21 protein-coding genes and 1 riboswitch are annotated in these 23,381 nt (G+C 55.9%); of the genes, 9 read left to right on the top strand and 12 right to left on the bottom strand.

Going from position 1 to position 23,381, the window contains the following annotated elements; genetic code table 11:
* Window positions 1–23: 23 nt before the first annotated feature.
* Window positions 24–833 (top strand): restriction endonuclease, encoded by an 810-nt coding sequence (locus FHI25_RS13370; protein ID WP_210518544.1) that lies wholly within the window; start codon window positions 24–26, stop codon window positions 831–833.
* Between the two features lie 34 nt (window positions 834–867).
* Here the strand turns inward: FHI25_RS13370 and FHI25_RS13365 are convergent, their stop codons facing one another.
* A complete protein-coding gene (locus FHI25_RS13365; RefSeq protein ID WP_246879099.1) occupies window positions 868–1,134 on the bottom strand; it encodes an Atu4866 domain-containing protein in 267 nt (88 codons plus the stop codon).
* A gap of 83 nt (window positions 1,135–1,217) precedes the next feature.
* On the bottom strand, window positions 1,218–1,952 hold the full coding sequence (locus FHI25_RS13360; protein ID WP_349238023.1) for an SDR family oxidoreductase: 735 nt from the start codon (window positions 1,950–1,952) through the stop codon (window positions 1,218–1,220).
* Between the two features lie 194 nt (window positions 1,953–2,146).
* On the opposite strand from FHI25_RS13360, the gene FHI25_RS13355 reads away from it, so the two are divergent.
* Complete coding sequence (locus tag FHI25_RS13355) at window positions 2,147–3,064, top strand: AraC family transcriptional regulator (protein WP_210518538.1); 918 nt, start codon at window positions 2,147–2,149, stop codon at window positions 3,062–3,064.
* A 2-nt stretch (window positions 3,065–3,066) separates the two neighbouring features.
* On the opposite strand, the gene FHI25_RS13350 is transcribed toward FHI25_RS13355, so the two are convergent.
* On the bottom strand, window positions 3,067–4,668 hold the full coding sequence (locus FHI25_RS13350; protein WP_246879098.1) for a glucan biosynthesis protein D: 1,602 nt from the start codon (window positions 4,666–4,668) through the stop codon (window positions 3,067–3,069).
* Window positions 4,669–4,840: 172 nt separating this feature from the next.
* Window positions 4,841–5,044, top strand: a riboswitch (cobalamin riboswitch).
* A 225-nt stretch (window positions 5,045–5,269) separates the two neighbouring features.
* Here FHI25_RS13350 and FHI25_RS13345 point away from each other — a divergent pair.
* The 3 genes from FHI25_RS13345 to FHI25_RS13335 are packed head-to-tail and all read left to right on the top strand — an operon-like array spanning window position 5,270 to window position 8,209.
* Window positions 5,270–6,295 (top strand): ABC transporter substrate-binding protein, encoded by a 1,026-nt coding sequence (locus FHI25_RS13345; RefSeq protein WP_210518534.1) that lies wholly within the window; start codon window positions 5,270–5,272, stop codon window positions 6,293–6,295.
* 40 nt (window positions 6,296–6,335) lie between these two features.
* The gene (locus tag FHI25_RS13340; RefSeq protein ID WP_210518532.1) at window positions 6,336–7,412 is read left to right on the top strand and encodes an iron ABC transporter permease; all 1,077 of its coding nucleotides are present in this window, start codon (window positions 6,336–6,338) and stop codon (window positions 7,410–7,412) included.
* Window positions 7,409–8,209 (top strand): ABC transporter ATP-binding protein, encoded by an 801-nt coding sequence (locus FHI25_RS13335; RefSeq protein WP_210518530.1) that lies wholly within the window; start codon window positions 7,409–7,411, stop codon window positions 8,207–8,209. The genes FHI25_RS13340 and FHI25_RS13335 overlap by 4 nt, the downstream gene beginning before the upstream one ends.
* 39 nt (window positions 8,210–8,248) lie before the next feature.
* Here the strand turns inward: FHI25_RS13335 and purD are convergent, their stop codons facing one another.
* The gene (purD, locus tag FHI25_RS13330) at window positions 8,249–9,532 is read right to left on the bottom strand and encodes a phosphoribosylamine--glycine ligase (RefSeq protein ID WP_210518528.1); all 1,284 of its coding nucleotides are present in this window, start codon (window positions 9,530–9,532) and stop codon (window positions 8,249–8,251) included.
* Window positions 9,533–9,647: 115 nt separating this feature from the next.
* On the opposite strand from purD, the gene xseA reads away from it, so the two are divergent.
* From xseA to FHI25_RS13315, 3 genes are read left to right on the top strand one after another with little or no spacing between them, the layout of a single operon-like run.
* Entirely contained in the window at window positions 9,648–11,324 is a 1,677-nt protein-coding gene (gene xseA, locus FHI25_RS13325) for an exodeoxyribonuclease VII large subunit (RefSeq protein ID WP_210518526.1), read from the top strand.
* A complete protein-coding gene (locus FHI25_RS13320; protein ID WP_210518524.1) occupies window positions 11,324–12,178 on the top strand; it encodes a M23 family metallopeptidase in 855 nt (284 codons plus the stop codon). Before xseA ends, FHI25_RS13320 begins: the two co-directional genes overlap by 1 nt.
* A gap of 15 nt (window positions 12,179–12,193) precedes the next feature.
* Entirely contained in the window at window positions 12,194–13,732 is a 1,539-nt protein-coding gene (locus tag FHI25_RS13315) for a gamma-glutamyltransferase (RefSeq protein WP_210518522.1), read from the top strand.
* 1 nt (window position 13,733) lies between these two features.
* Here the strand turns inward: FHI25_RS13315 and FHI25_RS13310 are convergent, their stop codons facing one another.
* From FHI25_RS13310 to FHI25_RS13285, 6 genes are all read right to left on the bottom strand, one after another.
* Window positions 13,734–14,327, bottom strand: a complete 594-nt coding sequence (locus tag FHI25_RS13310; RefSeq protein ID WP_063087311.1) for a hypothetical protein — start codon at window positions 14,325–14,327, stop codon at window positions 13,734–13,736.
* A gap of 100 nt (window positions 14,328–14,427) precedes the next feature.
* Entirely contained in the window at window positions 14,428–15,327 is a 900-nt protein-coding gene (locus FHI25_RS13305; RefSeq protein ID WP_210518520.1) for a lauroyl acyltransferase, read from the bottom strand.
* A complete protein-coding gene (gene lpxK / locus FHI25_RS13300; RefSeq protein ID WP_210518518.1) occupies window positions 15,320–16,291 on the bottom strand; it encodes a tetraacyldisaccharide 4'-kinase in 972 nt (323 codons plus the stop codon). Before lpxK ends, FHI25_RS13305 begins: the two co-directional genes overlap by 8 nt.
* Window positions 16,284–17,576 carry a 3-deoxy-D-manno-octulosonic acid transferase gene (locus FHI25_RS13295; RefSeq protein WP_210518516.1) on the bottom strand — a complete coding sequence of 431 codons (1,293 nt, stop codon included), beginning with the start codon at window positions 17,574–17,576 and terminating at the stop codon, window positions 16,284–16,286. The genes lpxK and FHI25_RS13295 overlap by 8 nt, the downstream gene beginning before the upstream one ends.
* Window positions 17,573–18,304, bottom strand: a complete 732-nt coding sequence (locus FHI25_RS13290) for a lysophospholipid acyltransferase family protein (protein ID WP_210518514.1) — start codon at window positions 18,302–18,304, stop codon at window positions 17,573–17,575. The genes FHI25_RS13295 and FHI25_RS13290 overlap by 4 nt, the downstream gene beginning before the upstream one ends.
* 62 nt (window positions 18,305–18,366) lie before the next feature.
* Window positions 18,367–20,175, bottom strand: a complete 1,809-nt coding sequence (locus FHI25_RS13285) for an ABC transporter ATP-binding protein (RefSeq protein WP_210518512.1) — start codon at window positions 20,173–20,175, stop codon at window positions 18,367–18,369.
* A 175-nt stretch (window positions 20,176–20,350) separates the two neighbouring features.
* Here FHI25_RS13285 and FHI25_RS13280 point away from each other — a divergent pair, with 175 nt between their 5' ends.
* On the top strand, window positions 20,351–21,148 hold the full coding sequence (locus FHI25_RS13280) for a hypothetical protein (protein ID WP_064782156.1): 798 nt from the start codon (window positions 20,351–20,353) through the stop codon (window positions 21,146–21,148).
* A 13-nt stretch (window positions 21,149–21,161) separates the two neighbouring features.
* On the opposite strand, the gene FHI25_RS13275 is transcribed toward FHI25_RS13280, so the two are convergent.
* Window positions 21,162–22,304: a glycosyltransferase family 1 protein gene (locus FHI25_RS13275; protein ID WP_210518510.1), complete on the bottom strand. Its 1,143-nt coding sequence runs from the start codon at window positions 22,302–22,304 to the stop codon at window positions 21,162–21,164.
* Window positions 22,301–23,218 (bottom strand): UDP-2,3-diacylglucosamine diphosphatase, encoded by a 918-nt coding sequence (locus FHI25_RS13270; RefSeq protein ID WP_210518508.1) that lies wholly within the window; start codon window positions 23,216–23,218, stop codon window positions 22,301–22,303. Before FHI25_RS13270 ends, FHI25_RS13275 begins: the two co-directional genes overlap by 4 nt.
* Between the last annotated feature and the right edge of the window lie 163 nt (window positions 23,219–23,381).

Here is a 23,381-nt window from a genome sequence, read left to right as displayed (position 1 = left end):
GAGCGTATGAGGACTTCGTTGAAATGGTATACGCGGCTATTCTAGAGGCAGAGCAAAGAGATAGGCGTATTGGAACAGTTGAAATTCAGAGAAATAAAACCATTCTCTCGAAGAGCAGGACGCCCGCAGAAATAGACATATATTGGGAATATACCCTTGCCGGGATTAAGCATGCTGTCGCTATTGAGTGCAAAAACTATAGGAAGAAGGTAGGCCTCCCTCAGGTTAGGGACTTCGCTAGAAAGATTTCGGATGTAAGTGGTCTGAAAGGGCTAATTGTTTCTCACACGGGCTATTCCGAAAATGCCATTCTTGAGGCGAGTGGAGATAATATTGATCTCTTGGTTGTTCGCCCTCAGGTCGAACAAGACTGGGAAGGAAGATTTAAACAAGTAGATGTTGCGTTGAAGCTCAGCCCGCCGGCGATGGCTAAGACGGTAATACCTCGGATAAATGCGCAATGGGCGAGGGAAAATGGTTTCCAGAAAGGGGATCAAATTCAGATTAGCTGTTCAAACAATGAGCTAATTTTTAAAGAAGAGGGCGAGGGCTTTGAGGCAAGCCTGTTCGATCTGGAAGAAAACTTCACTATGAAAGGTTGCACGCCCGGGCAGTACAAATGGGAGAGGTCATTCGATAACGGATGGATGGTTGTCGCGACCAAGAAATACAAAATTGATCACGTTGTTATCGATTACTCAGTACCAGATATGATTGAGACGGATTTCAGTGTCGATTTCACCCAGTATGTATTGGGTGTCATGGAGTTCATTAATGGCGATCAGAAAAAGTTCTTAGTCTTGAAGGACGGAGTAAGAAACGAACTGGATTAGCGTAAGTTCCTCACCCGCATAGCCTCATAGATTTTTAGTCTTCCGACACTTCACGAAACATCACCATGCCACCGTGATACAGGACATCATTTTCAAAATAACCATCGGCGGTAAAACCGGTGTCATCCTGATAGGTGATGTAATTGCCTGAAACCTGATAGTCGCCCTGATAGGCCGACTGGCGTCTGCCTCGGGCCTCGTCATAACGGCCATCGGCACGCAGTTCCTGTCGGATATGACCATCCTTGGTCACCCACATGCCGACATAGGGGTGCGGGGCGATTTCAGCGCTTTTGTTCATACCGGCCTCCTGTTGGGGCCATGCTGGTGATGCGAACACCACCAGCATGGAAAGAAAACACAAGGATTGCAGAATGATCTTCATCAGAACGCCGATGCCGTCGGACGAACAACGACTTCGTTGATGTCGACATCTGCCGGCTGATCAAGGGCATAAAGCACAGCACGCGCGATGGCATCCGGGGTAAGGGCGATCTGACGGAACTGGGTCAGAAGCTCCTTGCTGGTCGGATCGGTAATGTCGTGGCCCAGCTCGGTTTCGACCACGCCCGGCGAAATGGTGGTGACACGGACATGGGTGCTTTCCTGACGCAGGCCTTCGGAAATCGCCCAAACCGCGTGTTTGGTTGCGCAGTAAACCACACCACTTGGCACGACGACATGCGCGCCGATTGATGCTGTGTTGATGACGTGACCGCTGCCCTGTTCATTAAACAGCGGCAAAACAGCGGCGATGCCGTTCAGAACACCCCGAATATTGACGTCGATCATGTTGTTCCACTCGTCGATCTTGACTTCCGACATCGGGGCAAGCGGCATCACGCCGGCATTGTTGAAAATCGCATCCACACGGCCATAAAGGTTGTTTGCGTTGTAAACCAGTGCCTCGACGCTATCGGCATTGGTGACATCCACCGAACGGGCCATGGCACGGCCGCCGGCAGCTTCGATCTCGGTCGCAATCTCATCAAGGCGTTCTGTGCGGCGTGCGCCAAGAACCACATTCGCCCCGCGTGATGCCAGAAGGCGGGCCGTTGCTTCGCCAATGCCGCTGCTGGCGCCGGTGATGATAACGGTCTTGTTTTCAACATGGTTGATCGGGTTCGACATGACATGCTCCTTGGGTTGGTGTGTCGGTGTTTGTTCGTGGCGCTTACTCTGTCGATAAATCCCCGATTGATGAATACACAGAACTCGAATTGGATTGCCTAATCCTCCAAATCCGAGATTGAGTGCTTTGTCTGTGCGTGGGCGCGTGTATAGTGGGCCTATGGAAAACAAAGGGTTTTGCGATGAATAGCTATCAGAAGCTGTGTGGCCTGATTGACAAATACTGCGAGGCGGATGGTGCGGTGCGCACGGCTGTTGAGCCGGTCTGGATGTTTAGAACAACCGGCCCGACCCTTAAGGTGCCGACGATTTACAAGCCTTGCCTGTGTCTGATTATCTCAGGCGCAAAGGAAGTCACGCTTGGGGATGAGCTTTATCGCTATGAGCCCGGCCAACTGCTGGCCGCATCGGTCGATTTGCCACTTGTTGGCCATGTGACCCTGGCGGCCGAGGATGCGCCGTATCGCAGCCTGTCGCTTGATCTGGATGCGAAGATCCTGGGCGAACTTGTCGCCAATATGGATATCAAGATGGGCGCAGACAGCGAAAGCACGCGCGGGCTTTTTGTCGAAAAGACAACCGACAGCCTGACCGATGCTGTCTTGCGCGTGGTTGAGCTGCTTGATCGTCCCGATGATGTGCCGGTGATGTTGCCGCTTTTGATGCGCGAAGTGCATTACCGCTTGTTATGTACCGCCAAGGGGGCGGCGATTGCGGGGCTTGCCATCGGCGGCAGCAACATGCAGCGCATCTCGGCAGCCCTTCAACTGATCAAGGATAATTTCGACAAGCCGCTTAAGGTGGAAGACTTGGCAAACCGGGCCAATATGAGCCCGTCTTCCTTCCATCACCACTTCAAGCAGGTGACAGCCATGAGCCCGCTTCAGTACCAAAAGCGGCTCCGCCTGACGACGGCGCGTCAGATCATGCTGGCCGAAATGAAGGATGCGGCATCGGCGGCCTATGCGGTCGGGTATGAAAGCGCGTCACAGTTCAGCCGCGAATATGCCCGCATGTTTGGTGCACCGCCAATCCGCGATGTCATGGCGATCCTTGGGCAGGGCGGGGCCAGCCAGTCTGCTGACATGGCCCCGCATTAACCCTAACCCTGTCGCTGGTTGCCAACGGCCGGCAGGTGCTGGAACATCCAGGTTTCACTTAAGGGGCCGTCACCGCGTTTCAGATACATGCGCAGGTCAACCGGATCATTGCCCGTGGCCTTAAGGTCAAAGGCCGCCCGCCAGATGCGGGTATCCATGATCGGTTCGATCTTGGTGCGCACAATCTCCCCGCGCGAGGATGTTACAACCACTTCGGGGAATTCGCCGTAGGCAAGCGTTCCCAGAACCTCGCCTTCGAACTCGACCGAAAACTTGATTTCGTCCTTGGGCCGGTTGGTGCCGGGCTCCCCACCACGGCCCATGCGGGTTGCGGTGGCGGTTGCCAGTTCCTTGACCGGGAACGGGTTATAGGCCTGCCAATACAGGCGGTATTTGAATTGATAAGAATTGCCCGCCTTGGCTTCGCCATTCGGGACCCAGAAGGCGGCAATGTTATCGTGGATTTCATCGTCGGTCGGGATTTCGATCAACTGAACCGCGCCGTCGTTCCAGTCGCCTTGTGGTTCGACCCACAGGCTGGGTCGGCGGTGATAACGCACACCATCCAGATAGTTCTTCACATCGCGATCGCGCTGCATCAAACCAAACCCACGCGGGTTATTGTCGCCAAACGCCGATGCGCGGATGGTTTCCGGGTTATTGAGCTGCCGCCAGATGCGTTCGCCGCCGCCAGTCCAAAGCTCCAGCCCGTCACTGTCATGCACTTCCGGGCGCCAGTCAAAGCGGAACGACTTGTTCTGTTCTGAATACCAGAACATGCTGGTCAGCGGTGCGATGCCAAGCCTTTCGATGTCCTTGCGCAAGAACAGATGTTTTTCGACATCCATCGTCACCCCTTCGCCGCGATAAAGCAGGAATTTATACGCCCCGGTGATGCTGGGGCCATCCAGCAGGGCATAGACCGTCACGGGGTCTTCGGGGTTTTTGGCCGGTTCGATAAAGAATTGACGGAAATCGGGGAATTCTTCGGGGACCGAGGTCGCGGTATTGACCGCAATGCCGCGTGCCGACAGGCCATACTGGCCTTCATCCCCGATGGCGCGGAAATATGATGCGCCAAGAAACGCTGCCCAGTCCTGGGTTTTCCAGTCATCGCGCGCCTGATTTTCATGCAGGCGGAAACCGGCAAAGCCGCTATTGGCGGGCAGTTGGCGGGCAATACTGTCTTCGGGCATGTCAAAGTAATCGGGCTTATAGATCACTTCGCGTGCCTGTCCGTTTTCCAAAAGGTACATATGCACCGGTTTGGCGAAATACATACCCAGATGGAAGAAGGTCAGCGGATAGGTGCCCGATCCATCGGAAAACGGCGAATGGTCGCGTTTGTAATGCAGCTTGCCATGGGTGTCGTAATCGATCTTGCCGACAATTTCCGGGTTTGGCGCAACGGGTGCTTCATATGCCGATGCGGCCATGGATTTGGCGCGCGCAATCAGATCGGCAAAATCAAACGGCTGTGCCGAACCCAGATCAAGGCCGTCGACATCTGCCAAAGCATGCTGATAGATCGACATTCCCGGCAGGATAAGACCGGCTGCCGCGATGGATTTCAAAAAGCGTCTGCGTTCAACAGAAGTCGTCATGTTCATCACATTCCTGTGGTTTGAGGTGTCGGGAAAGCATACCCGGCAGTGTGGAGGTAATCGGGATGAAACATGGCAAATTCAAGGTCGTATCAATTGCTTTTTATGCATGGAGGCGCAGCGTTAATGCCACTGGTGGTCTGCCAATTTCCTTGACCGTGTTTTTGGTTTAATCTAACCGTGACGTGTCGGTATCCGAATATCGGATAAAGGGAATTCGAGATGGGCCAAATATTGGCTCAATAACCGAAGCTGCCCCCGCAACTGTAGGCGGCGAGCATTTTTCTGACCAATGCCACTGGGATCAACCCGGGAAGGCCAGGGAAAATGTGTTGACCCGTAAGCCAGGAGACCTGCCGACACGAAGACGACGGACCGGGCGGGGTGCCCCGGAGAATGTCGGTACGTGTCTTGGCCCAACAGTTTAGCCCAGGTTTTCTAAGCTTTAAGGCCGACATCTTCCGTCATCTCCTGACACTTTTGCCAGTCCATTGACAGCAGTAAAAGCGATGTTATGTTATAACATAACATTTGACGATGTGTTGAAACTGGATCATCCAAAGCGGTCCCGGATCAGTGCATCAGCAAGAGGGAACTAAAAGTGATCAATCACGATAAACGTGTACTGGCGGTCGGGGTGTTTGCCGCTGGTCTTATTTCATCTGTTTCATTTGCGTCCGCAACCGAATATCCGCTCAGTATCGAGAATTGCGGCACTGTATTGCAATTTGACGCGGCCCCGGATCGCGTGGTGTCGCTGGGCCAAAGCACGACCGAAATTCTTTATTCGCTGGGTCTGGCCGATAAGGTCAAGGGTACCGGTGTTTGGTTTGGCCCGGTGATGGATGAATTCAAGGATGTGAATGCCTCTGTTCCGCGTCTGGCCGACAATGACCCGGGGTTCGAAACCGTTGTCGCGCAAAAGCCGCAACTGGTTGCCACCCAGTATCAATGGCATGTCGGGCCCAAGGGCACCGTCGGCACCACCGAACAGTTCAACGAATTATCCATTCCGGTCTACACCGCACCTGCCGATTGTGTGGGTAAGGACAATGCCGGTGGCGGTGACGGGGTCCGCCATGAAGGCTTCACCATGGATCTGATTTATCGCGAGATTTCCGATCTGGCGCAGATTTTTGATGTCGAAGATCGCGGTGAGGCATTGATTGCCAGCTTGAAGGAACGTCAGGCGAACTCATTGGAACGTGTGACGGCAAGCGGCCATAACAACGTATCCGCCGTCTTCTGGTTTTCCAGCCCGGAAATCAACAGTGATCCCTATGTGGCCGGCAAAAACGGTGCGGCAGGCTATATCGCCGGTAAACTTGGTGTCCGCAACATTATCGACAGCAATGAAGAATGGCCGACCGTTGGCTGGGAAACCATTGCGCGCGCCAATCCTGATATCATCGTGATCGGTAAAATGGGCCGTCGGCGTTTTCCGGCCGATGACTGGCAGGTCAAGATGGACTTCCTGAAAACCGATCCGGTCGCAAGTCAGATGAAGGCGGTTCGCAATGGCAATATCGTGGTGATGGACGCCCAGTCGATGGATCCGACCATCCGCCTGATCAATGGTATTGAAACACTTGCCGAAGCCGTCGAACGACTGAGTGCTTCGAACTGACCTGCATTGCCAAAGGCGCCTGATATGCCCGGAGAATTCAATGTTTGAAACAACGCCAGTGCAGCAGCCGGTTCAGCCACCTCGGCAATCGCTGGCGGGGCGGGCATATCTTGTGCGGGCTGGTGTCAGTCTTGGCGCCCTGGTTTTGCTTGTTGGCGTCATCGCGATGGCCGCGGCCAAGGGGGAAACACACATTCCCCTTGGCACCGTGCTTCAGACCATTGCCAATCATCTTTGGCAGGCGGGCTATGACGTTGATCCGATTGATGCCGGGATCATCTGGAATTACCGGATATCGCGCGCGATGGTGGCGGCGGCCTGCGGCGCATCCCTTGCGCTATCTGGCGCAGTGTTGCAGGCGCTTTTGCGCAATAGTCTGGCGGATCCCTATTTACTGGGCATTTCGGCCGGGGCATCGACCGGTGCGGTCAGTGTTGCCATTCTGGGGTTCGGGGCAGGCATGGTTTCCCTGTCGCTTGGGGCCTTTGTCGGCGCGTTGGTGGCGTTCGGGTTTGTTGCCCTTTTGGCCATTCCGGCCGGGCGCGGGGCCGGTGCGATCATTCTTGCCGGGGTTGCCGGATCGCAACTGTTTAACGCATTAACGTCCTTCATCGTGACCAAGGCCGCCACGGCGGACGAGGCACGCGGGGTGATGTTCTGGTTGCTTGGCAATCTAAGCGGCGTGCGCTGGCCTGATGTCTATCTGGCGCTGCCGGTCGCCGTCATCGGCTTGCTGGTCTGCCTTTGGTATTCGCGGGCGCTCGATGCCTTTACCTTTGGCGTGGAATCGGCGGCGTCCCTTGGTGTGCCGGTGCGTCGGGTTTACGTGGTGTTGATTGCCATTGCTGCCTCGATGACCGCGGTGATGGTCAGTATCGTCGGGTCCATCGGCTTTGTCGGGTTGGTCATCCCCCATGCCGCGCGGTTCTTTGTTGGCACGCGGCACGGGTTTCTGTTGCCGGCCTCCGCCCTGATCGGGGCGGTGTTCCTTGTGGCGGCCGATATTGTATCGCGCATCATCCTTGATGGTCAGGTCCTGCCCATCGGGGTGATCACAGCCCTTATTGGTGCACCGGCGTTTGCGATCATCCTGTGTCATGGGCGGGTGTTGCGATGAGCCTTGAATTACGCAATGTCGGCTGGAATGCCGGATTTAAAAAGATCATCAGCGACGTGTCGCTTCGGGTCACGCGTGGCGAGTTCCTAGGTGTCATCGGGCCAAACGGGTCGGGCAAAACCAGCATGATGTCGGTTCTGGGTGGCATTCGTGCCCCGTCGACCGGGCAGGCATTGCTGGGCGATCAGCCGATGAAGAAAATCGGTCGGCGCAACCTTGCCCGTCATATCGGCTTTGTCGAACAACAGGCCGACACCATCGACCGCATTACCGTGCGCGATGCCGTCGCGCTTGGTCGAACGCCATATCTCAGTTTGCTAACACCATGGTCAGGGCATGACGACGCCATCGTGTGTGAAGCCCTTGCCAGTGTTGAAATGGGGCCGTTTGCAGACCGGATGTGGCATACGCTTTCGGGCGGTGAAAAGCAGCGCGTTCATATCGCCCGTGCCTTGGCCCAGCAGCCGGATTTCCTGTTGCTTGATGAACCGACCAACCATCTTGATATCCATCATCAGCTGGGTCTGCTGGAACTTGTGCGTGCACTGCCGGTCACCGTGGTGGCCGCCCTGCATGATCTAAACCATGCGGCGATGTTTTGTGACCGGATTGCGATGATGGATGGTGGCAAGCTGATTGCGCTTGGCACGCCCCAACAGATTTTGACATCGCAAAACCTTCGCGATGTTTTTGGCGTTGCCGCCGATATCGAAATTGATGATCAGGGCCGCTGTCACATCCGCTATCACGCCGGAAACCAGAAATCTTCGGACATAAAAAAAGACCGGGTTGCGTAACCCGGTCTTTTGATTTCAGCATTCAGGGCTGCTTGGTGATTAGCCCTGTTCGCGGGCAACCGCGCGCCAGCCGATATCGCGGCGGCAGAAACCACCATCCCAGTCAATCGCATCAACCGCCTCATAGGCGCGTTTCTGGGTTTCGGTCACCGTCGCACCGCGCGCTGTCACACCAAGAACGCGGCCACCGGTTGCAACCAGCTTGTCGCCATCCATCTTGGTACCGGCATGCAGGACCTTGACCTTGTCCATGGCGTCCGCCGCCGGAACGTTTTTGATCTCGGTCCCTTTTTCGTAGGATCCCGGATACCCCTTGGCGGCCATGACAACGACCATCGCGGTTTCATCGTGCCATTCCGGTTTGACTTTATCGAGCGTGCCGGTGGCTGCCCCGTCCAGGATATCAAGCACGTCTGATTTCAAACGGGTCATCAGGACCTGACATTCCGGGTCGCCAAAACGAATGTTGTATTCGATCAGTTTCGGATTGCCCGCATCATCAATCATCAGACCGGCAAACAAAACGCCCTTGAACGGGTGGCCTTCGTTGGCCATGCCCTTGACGGTCGGGATGATGATCTGATCCATGACTTTGGCTTCGACCGCATCGGTAAAGACCGGGGCCGGGGAATAGGCACCCATGCCGCCCGTATTGGGGCCGGTATCGCCTTCGCCAACCGCCTTGTGATCCTGGGCTGCGACCAGCGGAATGACATTTTCGCCATCACAAACAGCAAAAAATGAGGCTTCTTCACCTTTGAGGAATTCCTCGATCACGATTTCCGCACCGGCATCGCCAAACTTGCCGCCGACCATGCATTCTTCAATCGCAGTAAAGGCTTCGTCATTTGTCATACAAATGGTCACACCCTTGCCAGCAGCCAGACCATCGGTCTTGACCACAATCGGTGCGCCCTGTTTTTCGACAAACGTCTTGGCGTCCTTGGGATCGGTAAAGCGGCCATAGGCAGCGGTCGGCACACCGAACTTCGCCACCATGTCCTTCATGAAGCCCTTGGAGCCTTCAAGCTGGGCTGCGGCCTTGGAACAGCCAAATGATTTGATGCCCACGGCATCAAGGGCATCGACAAGGCCTGCCACCAGCGGGGCTTCGGGGCCGACAACGACCAGATCAACCGCGTTGTCCGTGGCAAACTTTACCAGACCATCAATGTCGCCATCGGAAATCGCAACGCATTCGGCCGAATCCGCGATACCGGCATTGCCCGGTGCACACCACAGTTTGGAAATGCGCGGGCTGCGCGCAATTGCCCAGCACAATGCGTGTTCACGTCCGCCGCCGCCAACGACCAGAACCTTCATGACTTTATCCTTCGACTTGTCCGATTGCTTGATGGTCCATGCGCGATGAACTAGGCTAGACCCAATTGCCACCCCGCAAAATTATTAGGCGGGCTTTTAGCATAAAGTACCCTTGATGACGCAAGATTTGTTCGACCCTTATGCCCCGGTTCCCGAAACGCCTGTAAAATCGGGAAATGCGCCCGAATTTTCGGTTTCCGACCTGTCAAACGCGCTGAAGCGGACTGTAGAGGATGCGTTTTCGTTCGTGCGGGTGCGCGGCGAAATTTCCGGGTTCAAGCGCGCCAGCAGCGGGCATATGTACCTTGCGCTGAAAGACGACAAGGCGGTGATCGATGGCGTGTGCTGGCGCGGGCAGGCGGCCAAGCTTGGCCTTGTGCCCGAAGACGGCATGGAAGTCATCGTTACCGGGCGGCTCACAACATTCCCGGGTCGATCAAAATACCAGATCGTCATTGAGACGATGGAAGTCGCGGGCGAAGGCGCGCTTTTAAAGCTTCTGGAAGAACGCAAAAAGAAACTCGCGGCCGAAGGCCTGTTTGATCCCGACCGCAAAAAGCCGATCCCTTTCCTGCCCGACGTCATTGGCATTGTGACATCGCCCACAGGTGCCGTAATCCGCGATATCATGCATCGCCTGCGTGATCGTTTCCCGCGTCGGGTTTTGTTGTGGCCGGTGCTTGTGCAGGGGCAGGGGGCGGCCGAACAGGTGGCCGAAGCCGTGCGCGGTTTTAATGATCTTTTGCCTTATGGCCAGATCCCGCGCCCGGATGTGTTGATCGTTGCGCGCGGTGGCGGGTCGCTTGAAGATCTTTGGTCGTTTAACGAGGAAGTCGTTGCCCGTGCGGTGGCCGAGTCTGATATTCCGGTGATTTCGGCCGTCGGCCATGAAACCGATACCACCCTGATCGATTTTGTTTCGGACCTCCGAGCGCCGACGCCCACCGGGGCGGCGGAAAAGGTCGTGCCGGTCCGCGTCGAACTGATTGGTCAGGTCGAGGAAGATGGTCTTCGTCTGGCGCAAGCCGTGCGGCGTTTGGGCGTTGAAAAGAAAACCGCGCTTGAAAGTCTGGCGCGTGGTTTGGGCGATCCCAAACGCATGCTCGAGGAACGCAGCCAGACCCTTGATAACTGGGCTGATCGGTTGCCGCGTGCCGCCGTCAATGTCACACAGCAAGCCCGCGCACGATTGAATGAAGCCAGTGCGCGTCTGGTCAGTCCGCGTGAACAGCTTTCGGAAAAACGCGGACGTCTGGAAAATGCGGCGCTTCGTCTAGATGGCGCGATGAAATCCGCGCTTCAGATGCAGCAATCCCGCCTTGATCGTGCTGCGGCGGGCCTTCGGCCCAGTGACGCCAAACGCGATATCGCACGTGCCGACAAACAGATCATGGATCTTGGCACGCGTTTGCAGGGGGCGGTTCGTAATACGCTTAACCGCGAGGCAGAAGGACTTGCACGCTATGACCGGCTGTTGGAAAGTTATTCCTATCGCAATGTACTGAAACGCGGGTTTGCCGTTGTGCGCGACGGGGACGGCAATCTTGTTGGTAAATCGTCCGACCTTGTCACGGGGCAGACCTATGATCTTGAGATGGGCGATGGCATTACCCCGGTGACGGCGGGTGAAGGTGTTGCGACATCAAAGCCAGCGCAGGGTAAGGATGATAGCGCTACCATCGCAGATCAAAATGCTGCCATATCTGCGCCCGAAAAATCCGCCAAACCCAAACCGGCGAAGAAGAAAAACCCAAGCCCCAAAGACGATGACAGACAAGGGAGCCTACTGTAATGCGTATGACCATTTCTGGCATGCTGGCCGCAGCGGGCCTTTTGGCGGTTAGTCTTTCCGCACAGGCGGCCGAGCCGACCTATCAGGGGCAGTTTGTTCAGGGCGGGATTGTGTTCGGGCAAACCGATGCAGGATCCCAAGTGCTGCTTGATGACGAGGCGATTGATACCATCGCGCCCGATGGCCGGTTTGTTTTGGGGTTCCCGCGCGATTACGAAGGCCCGGCACGGGTCAGCATCCGGCATGCCGATGGCAGTGTCGAGGCGTTCAGTTACGAGATCGGGGATCGAGAATTTAATGTTCAGCGCATTGATGGACTGGCACCCAAAATGGTCACGCCCGATCCGGAGGTCATCAGCCGCATTCAGGATGATTCACGTCAGGCCCGCGAAGCACGCACCGAACGGTTTACCGAGAATTTCCTGGAGAACGGCTTTATCTGGCCCGCCGTTGGCCCGATCAGTGGTGTTTATGGATCACAACGCATTCTGAATGGCGAACCGCGTGCACCGCATTGGGGCGTTGATATTGCGCTTCCGACCGGAAGCCCGGTTGTTGCCCCCGCGGATGGGATTGTGACGCTGGCGCATCCCGATATGTATTTTTCCGGTGCGACGCTGTTTATCGATCATGGGCTTGGCGTGGTGTCGGCGTTTTTGCATCTGTCGGAAATTGATGTGCAGGTCGGTGATGTCGTCAAACAGGGCGATTTGATTGGGAAAATCGGTGAGTCAGGTCGTGCGACCGGGCCGCATCTGGATTGGCGGATCAATGTCGGGGCGGCACGGGTTGATGCCCAGTTGCTGGTGCCACCGATGGAAGAAGCACAAAAGACCGCAAACGCCAGTCAGTAACGGGAAACACAAGTCATGAAAACCCACGGGGCCGTTGCCGCAGGACATGCCGTTACCGCAGATGCGGCGGCCCGTGTGCTTGACGAGGGTGGCAATGCCTTTGACGCGGTGATTGCCGCGATGTGGGCGGCCTGTGTGGCAGAGCCGGTTCTGGCATCGCTTGGCGGCGGCGGGTTTGTGATGGCGCGCCCTTCCGGGCAAACGCCACGGCTTTATGATTTCTTTGTTGAAACCCCGCTTGAAAAACGATCGCGTGAAAACCTTGAGTTTGAAAGCCGCCTTGCGACTTTCGCCGGTGGCGTAACCCAGGAATTTCACGGTGGCTATGGATCGGTGGCAACACCGGGTGTGGTGGCGGGGCTTTTTGCCGTCCATGACGATCTTGCCAAACTGCCGATGGCAAAACTGGCGGAGCCAGCGATCCGTGCCGCGCGCGATGGCGTCGAACTTGATGCCTTTCAACGCTATGTGATGGGGATTGTTGAACCGCTTTTGGGCTTTTGTGCCGAAAGCCGGAAGGTGTTTGGCAAGGCGGGCAAAACCGGTGCCGATGAGTTTGAACTGCTTGATGCCGGTGTGCTTCACCGGCAACCCGATCTGGCAGACAGCATCCATTATCTGGTCGAGAACGGGGCAGAGGGATTTTACCAAGGCGACCTTGGTGCCGCCCTTGTGCGCGGATGTGCCGAGCATGGCGGATATCTGACAGCACAGGATCTGGCAGGCTATCGGGTGCTTCTGCGTGATCCGTTGCTGGTGTCCGGACGCAAGGGGCGGTTTGTCCTGAACCCGCCACCGGCATCGGGTGGGGTTCTGGTTGGTTTTGGACTTAAGCTTGCGCGGGAAATGGCGTTGGGCGCCTTTGGCTCTGAACGCCATCTTGAAGCGGTGTCGCGGATCATTCATGCCACCGGTTTGGCGCGCGGGGAATATGGTGCGCGCCCGGCGATCTTGGCGGACGAGCTATGCGAACGTTATCGTATGATGATTGGCGAACGCCCGCTTAGTCAGAATGGCACCACCCATATTTCGGTGGTTGATCAACATGGCAACCTTGCCGCCGCGACGATTTCAAACGGCTCCACATCGGGGCGGGTCGTTCCGGGCACCGGGATCATGATGAACAACATGCTGGGGGAAGCCGATCTGTCGCCGGATGGTTTCCATAACTGGCCGTGTGGTGTTCGTATGACATCGATGATGACCCCGTCGCTTTATCTTGGGCAGGACGGGGCGTCAGTTGCGCTGGGCTCTGGCGGGTCAAACCGGATCCGTTCGACCATGCTGCAGGTGTTGCTTAATATCGATGCGTTTGACATGACCCTGCATGGGGCGATTTCGGCCCCGCGCATGCATGTCGAAGATGAACTGTTATCGGTCGAGCCCGGATTTGATGACGCCTTGCTTGATGGGCTCAGCCTTGGCAATCAACAGCGCTGGGATTGCGAGGACATGTTCTTTGGCGGGGTGCATGCGGCCAAGGTCAATCAGGCAGGCGACATGCTTTCGGCGACCGGGGATGGGCGACGCAATGGTCATCAGATCATCGTTTGATTTATCTGAAACGCTGAATAACGGCGAAGATCAGTGAAAAGATTGCGATCAGAATGATGGCAACCGTTGCGATCAGAAGCGCCTGTTTGGTGCGCAGTTCATAGGCCTGCTTGCGTTCGACAAAGACAATCACATCACGGCGCAACTGGTCCATTTCCGGTGCAACATCAAGACTGTTGAGGTAAAGCCTTGCACCTGCGCGTGCCAGAAGATCATTGGTTTTGTTCATCTCGCGGGTGAACAGGGCAAACCGCTCTTCGGTATCGGCCAGATCATCAAGAAGGTTTTTATCATCCTTCCCGGCCGAGGCAATTGTGATGGTTGTTCGCGTCAGATCGCGCGCATCTTCTTCGATACATTGCGACAATGATTTTCGGGGTTGATCAGATGTGCATTCAACTTGCCGACTGCCGAATTCTTCAAGGGCGCGTTTCAGATGTTCCTTGAGCTGCTGATCAAGCTCGGAGATTCGCAACCGGATATCACGTGCGGTTTCACGAATGGTCGTGTCGTCCTGATCAAGCGCCATCGTCGGCCAGACGACAAAGATCGACCCGGCCAGAATAAGACAGAAAATGATCAGCAAGCGGCGCAAAAAGGCGGGCTCCGAAGACGCGTTCGACAGCGGACGAAATGCCAGTCTGCGCCAACAGGGTTCCTATTCGGTTAATACCCGATCAAAACGCCAGCCGGATTTACTTCGGCCAGCGGCGATGCAGCCAAAGCCATTGTTCTGGGCGCTCACGGATCCAGTGTTCCATGGTGGCGTTCACATCGGTCATGATTGCAAGAGTATCGGCGCGGCGATCACCGGTTTTGGTGACTTCAAGTGGCGGATAGAACGTGACGCGGAAATGTGCACCATTCAGGCGTTCTGACCGTACGGGAATGATTGGCGCATCGTATTTGAGGGCAAACTGTGCCAGTGCCGGGGCTGTCATCGCATCCCGGCCAAAAAACGGCACGGCGATACCATCTGTCATTTTTTGATCGACCAGCATGCAGGCATGACCGCCATCTTTTAGATAGCGCGTGAGCTTACGTGCACCTTCCGGGCCTTTTTTGACCAGTTTCCCCTTAAAGGTTTTGCGCGCCCGCATGAACAGGCCTTCTACCCACGGATTATCCGGTGCGCGATAGACACTCATCATGTCCATATCAAGCACCTCGGCGATGCACATGGTCGCTTCCCAGTTGCCGATGTGACCGGAAAAGAACAGGCCGGGTTTTTCATCGGTCTTGGTGGCAAGGCCATTTTCAATGCCAACGATTTCAATGCGGGGGCCACCCGGGCGCATTTTATGCAGATGGGGAATTTCGGCAGCCGAACGGCCAAGATTGTCCCACATGCCAACAATGATATTGTCGACCTCTTCGGGGGACTTTTCCGGGAACGCCGCAACCAGATTGTTGCGTGCCTTTTTGGTCTGACCGACTTTGGGGCCCAGGGTACGCATAAGCCAACCGCCAACCGCCGATGCCATGTCAACGGGCATCAGGGCAAACATCCAGTAGACCAGATACGCCCCGAAACCCTGCAGCGGGTGGGAGATGTATTTCTGGCGCATTTTGTAAAGTTGGCTGTTCTTATCCATCGGCAAGTACTGATGTCACAATCTTTGCGAGCTGATCTGGTGCCTCGAACACCAGACGAATGTCGAGACTGCTTATGCCGTCCCGATCCTTTAATGGCAAGCGCATCAGATCTTTTTGGGTGGTGACAAGTCTGGCATCAAGCCGTGCCGCCTCGGCACGCAGATCGCCAAGCTCTTGCACCGTAAAGGGGTGGTGATCTGAAAAATCACGTGTCTGGATGATTTGCGCGCCAGCCTTTCGGAGGCTGTCATAGAATTTCGATGGTTGGCCAATGCCGGCAAAGGCCAGAACGCGGGATTTATTGAAATCACTCGCGTTGATCGCCTCAATCGATGCGCGCAACACCGGAACGGAAGCCGGAAGGCGCGTGATGAAGTCGGGCGTCTTGTCGCCGATCAGAATGATGGCGCGCACTTTCTCGAGCCCGCTGATCAGCGGTTCGCGCATGGGTCCTGCGGGCATGACGCGGCCATTGCCAATGCCATAGTTGCTGTCGATGACAGCAAAGCTGCAATCCTTGATCAGGGTTGGATTTTGCAATCCGTCATCAAGAATGATCGCATTGGCACCGGCATCAACCGCCATTTCGGCGCCAAGGGCACGGTTGCGTGAAATCCACGCCGGGCCATGCTGCGCCAGCAAAAGCGGTTCATCGCCGACTTTGTCGGCCGTATCAATGCCCGGATTGACGCGGTGCGGACCTTCAAGGGAACCGCCATAGCCGCGGCTGACGAAATGCGGTGTGCGGCCAAGGTTCGTCAGAAGATTGTACAGTGCGACAGCCGTTGGGGTTTTACCGGCACCACCCACAGTGAAATTGCCGACACAAAAAACCGGACAGCCGGGATGGCGCGGCGTGGTTGTCAGTTTGCGAAAGCAGGTGCCCGCCCGCCAAGCTGCGGAAAGCGGGCTTAGAAGTTTGGGAATGACGCCGTCATGCTGCCAGAATTCCGGATCACGCATCGCGGGCCTCCTTTATCCCCTTTTGCGCTAACAAGGGGCGCAGGGCATCAAGCGTTCGATCCAGCACTTCGGCCTTGGAGTTTGCGTAATCAAGTGCGGCTTTGGCGATTTTCCCGGCGGAATCAGGGTCGCGAAGCAGGGCTGCAACCTGTCTTGCAAGATCATCTGCATCGGTTACCGGGCGGCAGGCACCGTTTGCCAGCATTTCGGTGCTGATCGCGGCAAAGTTGCTCATATCCGGGCCATGCAAAATGGCGCAGTTCAATCGTGCCGGTTCCAGCGGGTTTTGACCGCCACCCGCAGACAGGGTTTTGCCCATAAAGACAATTGGCGCGATGCGATAAAACAGGCCAAGTTCACCCATGGTATCGGCAAGATAGACATCGGTACCCGGGGTGATGTCGTGGCCAAGGCTTCGGCGAGATACCTGCAGGCCCTGTGCGACCAGATCGGATTCAATATCGTCGGCCCGGTCGGGATGACGCGGTACGACGACGGTCAGCACACCGCTATGGTCGCGGGCGAGTTTTTTGTGCACGTCGCCGGCAATATGTTCCTCGCCCTTAAACGTGCTTGAGGCCAGCCAGACCGGACGATGACCAATCTGTTCCTGAAGCGTTGCCAGATCAGCCTCATTGGCAGGCAGGGGCGGGGCGGCAAATTTAAGATTGCCAACGGCCCGGACCGATGTCGCGCCGAGACTTTCAAACCGTGCGGTTTCGTCACCGCTTTGGGTCAGAATCAGATCAAACGCAGAAATAACCGGCCGGATAAAGGACGGATAGCGAGAGTATCCCTTAAAGCTTTTTTCCGAAATGCGCCCATTGAGCAAAGCAAGACTGACACCGGCTTTCTTGGCCTTGGTCAGCAGATTTGGCCAGAAGTCACTTTCAAGCCAAAGCGCGACATCAGGTTTCCAGTGATGGAGGAAACGCGCGACACAGACCTGACGGTCAATCGGGACGAACTGGTGAATGACGCCCTTGGGCAGGCGGGCATGCATCATGGTCGCCGATGTAACCGTGCCGGTCGTCACCAGAATGGATGCCGACGGATAAAGACGACGGATTTCATCAATTACCGGCAAGGCCGACAGGGATTCCCCCACACTGGCCCCGTGGATCCACACCAGATGTCCTTTGGGACGGGCCGCACCCGGATGACCAAACCGTTCACCGATCCGGCCTGCGTCTTCCTTGCCGCGGTTTTTGCGACGGTTCAGATAAAGGTTTAGCGCCGGCCCAAGCAGGCGGGTGGCCGCGCGATAGGCGTAAAACAGGCTCATGACCCGGTTTCCCCCGCCGCGATGGCAGATCGCTTTTGTTTGGGCAGTTCATCGGGGGCCGCAGGCGGGATCACCGCAAGACCAAGTTCACGATCGGTTTCCTGCGTGAGCCTGGTCAGGGCATTTTCAAGCTCGATCCGTTTGGCTTCCATGCCTTCGTCATCAAGCTTGCGGGCGACAAAAATCGGATCGCCCCAGTGAAAAACACCGCGTGAAAAGGGCAGGGGTAAAATGAAACGATCCCAGCTTTGAATGACCTTACGGTTGGAGGCCGAATAGGTCAGCGGGAAAATCGGAACACCGGCCATACGGGCGGCCTGAATGATCCCGTCAGATGCCCGCATGCGCGGGCCGCGCGGCCCATCTGGCGTCATGCCGACAACTTCGCCGGCTTTAAGTGCCTTGAGAATCTGGCGCAGTGCCGCGGCACCGCCTTTGCCCTTGCCGGTTGATCCAGCGATGGTTTTGATATCAAAGCGCGCAATCGTCCGAGAAATGATTTCCCCGTCACGATGTGATGAAATCAGCATGTTAAACGGGCGGTCACCACCGACCGATCGCCAGGTATAGGGCATCATCAAAAGACGTTGATGCCAGAATGCAACGATAAACGGTTTGCCCTCTGTCAGGTAGTGGGCCGGATGGTCACCACCTTTGGTACGCCAGCGTCCTGTGGCACGCATCAGGCGCACATAAAACGCCGCCAGCCAGCACAGTGTGCTGCGCATTGTATCGCTTTTTATGATCCGTTTATGCCACTGCACGCCCGATATTCCCGAAGTTGTCCGGATCAGTTTCCGTTTTCTTCCGAGAATTGCAAGTTATAGAGGTGCGCATAAGCTCCTCCCAGTGCTAGCAATTCTTCGTGTTTGCCTTGTTCGGTCACGCGCCCATTGCTGACAACGCAAATCTTGTCGGCATCAATGATGGTCGACAGACGGTGCGCAATCACAAGGGTGGTCCGGCCTTTCATCAGTTCGGCCAGAGCCCCCTGAATGTGGCGTTCGGATTCCGTATCAAGGGCCGAGGTCGCTTCATCAAGCAACAGGATCGGCGCGTTTTTCAGCATGGCGCGCGCAATCGCAATACGCTGGCGCTGGCCACCCGACAGCTTCACACCATGTTCGCCGACAATCGTGTCATAGCCATGTTGAAGCTGTCCGATAAAGTCGTGGGCGGCGGCCTGACGTGCGGCTTCTTCGATCTCGGCATCCGATGCGCCGGCGCGACCATAGGCGATATTGGCCCGCACCGTATCGTCAAACAGTGTGATTTCCTGACTGACAAGCGCGGTTGCCTTGCGCAGGCTTTCAAGCGTCACATTGCGGATATCCTGACCATCAATGGTGATCGCACCCTGATCAATGTCATAGAAACGCGGGATCAGGTTGAGGATGGTCGATTTGCCCGCACCCGACGGGCCGACAAGGGCCACGGTTTCGCCCGCCTTGATATCAAGATCAATCTCGCGCAGTGCCGTGATTTCAGGGGTATAGGCAAAGGCAACGTTTTTGAAGTTGATGTTGCCACCCGAAACCGCGAGCTCCTTGGCATCCGGTGCGTCCTTGATTTCAGGTTCGATATCAAGAACCGTGAAGACGCGCTGGGATGCGGCAAGGCCTTGCTGCAAGGTGATGTTGATATTGGCCAGACGTTTGACCGGCTCATAGGCCAGCAGCAATGCCGTGATAAAGGCAAAGAAGCTTCCGGGGTCGCTTGCCCCGTCGATCACGCGGTTGCCACCATAGATGATGATCGCGGTAATCGCTGCACCACCAAGTGTTTCCATGATGGGGGAGGAACGCGCGCTTACCGTCGAGGCCTTGAAGCTCAGTTTGAAGACGGTTTCAACCAGCTTGCCCATGCGCGAACATTCATAGGGCTCCATGCCATATGCCTTCACGTGGCGAATGCCCTGGAAGGTTTGTTCAAGCAAGGTGGCGAATTCGCCAATCTGTTGCTGGGTGTTGGCCGACACCTTGCGCATGCGCTTGCCCAATCGCGCAATCGGATAGATCGCAGCGGGAAATACGGTAAAGGCGATGATTGCCAGCAACCAGTCCTTGTAGAACATCACGCCGACAAGGACGGCCGCAGTCAGAAGGTCTTTGCCAAAACCGGTCAGCGAGTTTGAAACTGCTGCGCGCATCGCAGTGATGTCGTTGGTAAAGCGCGTGATCAGCTTGCCGGTATTCGTGCTGTGGAAAAAGCCGATATCAAGGCGAATGACGTGCTCATACAGGCTGTTTTGCAGATCGGCCAGAATGCGCCCGCCGACATAGCTCATCAAAACTGTCTGCCCATAGTTGGCAAAGCCTTTGAGGGCAAAGGATCCAAGAACCGCCGCCCCGACGGGCACCAGCATGTTTTCCTTCTTGTTGATGAACACATCATTGATGATCGGATCCATCAAAAGTGCGTAAAGGCCGGTCGCCCCGGCCATCAGAGCCATGCACAGAAGCGCAAGCAGTATTTTGCCAAGATAGGGGGCAACCGCATCTCGCACGATACGCTTGACCAGCGGCCAGGTACCCCAGTGTTCTGCAGTATGATCCAACGAATTCTTTGGCAATGATTTGATCCCGGCCTTCTTCGCCATTTCCAGATTGTATCGAATTGATACTATCGTTATGGATACGGCATCATAAAAGTAAAATACTCGCGCTGTTGCTAGCACGCTCGGACAAGGGCGGCAAGCTGCTGAGACGCTTTAACGGACACAAAAATGGTCTGCATAACAGCAGATTGCCAACTGCGACATATAAGACAAATAAATGAACGAGCAACTCCACGCACTTGTCGAACGCACCGTGGCCCAGGGTGTCGGTGCACGGGTTTTCCCGCTGCGCTGGGATAACCGGCGCATTTGGGTTAAACAGGCTGTGCCCGCCAAACATAAAGTCTGGCACAGCGTTCAGCGCTTTGCGGCCAACATTACCGGTATTCCATTGTTGCGCCCGACCGTATCGCCCGGCGGCCAAAAGGGCCTTGAAAGCGAGGCCGCGACGTTGCGCAAGCTTGCCGCCCTTGGTGTGTTGGTGCCGGATCTGATTGACGTCGGTGAAAACTGGATTGCCATTGGCGATAATGGCCGCATCCTTAAAACCTGCATCGAAGATGATGTCGACAAGGGCAATGATGATGCCATCCGTCGCCATGTTGTCGACGCCGGTGCGGCCCTGGCAAGATTGCACAGCGAAGGGGTCGCGCATGGTGCGCCGTTGCTTCGCAACATGACACTGCGCGACGATCATCAGATCGGCTTTATCGATTTCGAAGAAGACCCGAACGCCCGCATGCCGGTAATTGATGCCCAGGCGCGCGACATCTTGCTGTTTGTTTTTTCCATCCAGCGTGAATTTAAAAAACGTCCGGAATTACTGCGTGCCGGATGGCAGGCCTATGTCGAGGCCGCCGGCGCAACCGCACCGCAATTGGTGCCGCTGCGCAAGGTGATCAGGCTGCTGCGCCCGGTCTATCTGATGCTGCGCCCGTTCCGTCGCTGGTTGGGCACGGATGCGCTTAATGGTCTTTGGGCATATCGCACCTTGCGCAAAAGCCTTTATCGTTGATCAGGCGTGCGGCCTATTGGGCTGGTTGGCCAACAGGTGCCTTGCTTGCGGCGGTTTCAGGCGCGTGATCCGGTTCTGCGACCTTTGATTTTGCCGTGCTGGTATTTGCCGCGTCATCCAGTGAAATGCGGGTTGCCTCAACACCATCAAATCCACCGGAAAACGGTGCCAGATTGTGCAGGAACTGGTCGGCCGAATTGCGCCAGCTATATTGTTCGGCCAACGCGCGGGCATCGTCACTTTTAAGTTCCAACGCGGCCAAGGCGGCTTCGCGGAGGTCGGCATCAATGGCGCCGGCCTTGGTGCCACGCACGATATCGGCTGGTCCCTGAACCGGGAAAACCGCAACCGGGGTGCCCGACGCCAGGGCTTCAAGGATCACAAGGCCAAAAGTGTCGGTCTTGCTGGGGAATACAAAGACGTCGGCCGCGGCAAAGGCCGTTGCCAGTTCTTCACCGGTTTTTTTGCCGAGAAACTGCGCGTTGGGATATTTGCCCTTGAGCTCATTTAGCTGCGGGCCATCGCCAACGACAAATTTTGTGCCGGGCAAGTCGAGATCAAGGAAGTGGCCGATGTTCTTTTCCACCGCAACCCGGCCGACAAACAGCCAGTGCGGTTTTGGGAAATCGCCAAAACTGGCTTCCGGGCGGGGGCGGAACAGGTCCAGATCGACACCGCGTGACCAGATTTGCAGGTTGTTAAAGCCCCAGTCGGACAGTTCCTGACGCAGGGTTTCGGTTGCGACCATGACGGATTGCGATTTGCCGTGGAAATGCTTCATGCCGCGATAAAGGATCGAAAGCGGCAGACGCCAGCGGGCATGAATATATTCCGGGAAGCGCGTGTGATAGGCGGTCGAAAAAGGAATGCCACGCTTAAGGCAATAGGCCCGTGCGGCCTGACCCAGCGGGCCTTCGGTCGAAATATGAATGGCGACGGGATGAAGGGCCTCGATCATCTTGGCCATTTTGCGTTTGGCAAAAAGCGCCAGCCGGATTTCCGGGTAGGTCGGGCAGGGGATGGTTTTAAACTGATCGGGCGAGATGACATGAACGTCATGTCCCATCTCGCCCAATTCGCCCCGTACGGTTTCAAGGGTACGGACAACACCGTTGACCTGCGGATACCAGGCATCGGTTACGATCAGTATTTTCATGCAGTCTTTCCAATCGGTGCATCATTGCCCTTTTTCGAAGAGCCCGATGCAGAGTTGCCCGCTTCATGGGCGATACGAAACATGGAAATCAATTTGCCAAGGCCAAGCGACGGGGCGCTTGCCGCGTCGTGACCGGGGCGTGAATGGCTCATCGCCATCTGGCGCATTTCGGCCCAGTGCAGCAGTTCGAGCTTGCCTTCCTTGTCTTCGACAAGGGCCGTACAGCTTTCAACCCAGTCACCATCATTGCAATAGAGCACATCGCCGATCTTGCGTTTTTCGGCGTGATGGATATGGCCGCAGACCACGCCATCCACCTTGCGTTTGGCGGCTTCGTGGGCGACGGCATTTTCAAAGTTGCAGATGAACTGAACCGCGTTCTTCACCCGGTTCTTAAGATAGGCCGAAAGCGACCAGTATCCGTAACCAAGCCGGCGGCGAACGCCGTTGAAATAGCGGTTGAGCGTAATGGCGAGGTTGTAGGCGGTGTCACCAAGGTAGGCCAGCCACTTGGCGTATTTGACGACGCCGTCAAATTCATCGCCATGGATGACCAAAAGGCGCTTGCCATCGGCGGTGACGTGGATATCGTTCATTTTAACGTCGACATGGCCAAAGGTCATATCGACAAACTCGCGGGCAAATTCATCATGGTTCCCGGGGACGAAGATGACTTTGGCGCCATTCTTTGCCTTTTCCATGATTGTCGTGATCACGGCATGATGACTTTCCGGCCAGTACCAGCTTTTCTTCAGGCGCCAGCCGTCAATAATGTCACCCACCAGATAATAGGTGTCTGCCGTCACTTCATTGAGGAAATCCAATAGAAGGTCTGCCTGACATCCACGTGTCCCCAGATGGACGTCTGAAATCCAGACCGTGCGGTAATGCGGTTGCAGCGTCATCGCTGTCATTGCCGCTCCTCCGTATCCTGCCAAAAGGATGGCTGGAATTCGACAGTTTGTCTTGCCGAATACTGTTCCAAACCAGTATCGGTTTAAAACAAATCGTTCGATTATATAACCCGTTCACAGAAATTTCGCAGTTCTGTAAAGCAACTGTTACATGTTTTATTTC

This window comes from Thalassospira sp. ER-Se-21-Dark, assembly GCF_017922435.1.
Lineage (GTDB): Bacteria > Pseudomonadota > Alphaproteobacteria > Rhodospirillales > Thalassospiraceae > Thalassospira.
Note: the sequence above shows the minus strand (reverse complement) of the source record. Positions and strands in the feature narration are given on the sequence as shown.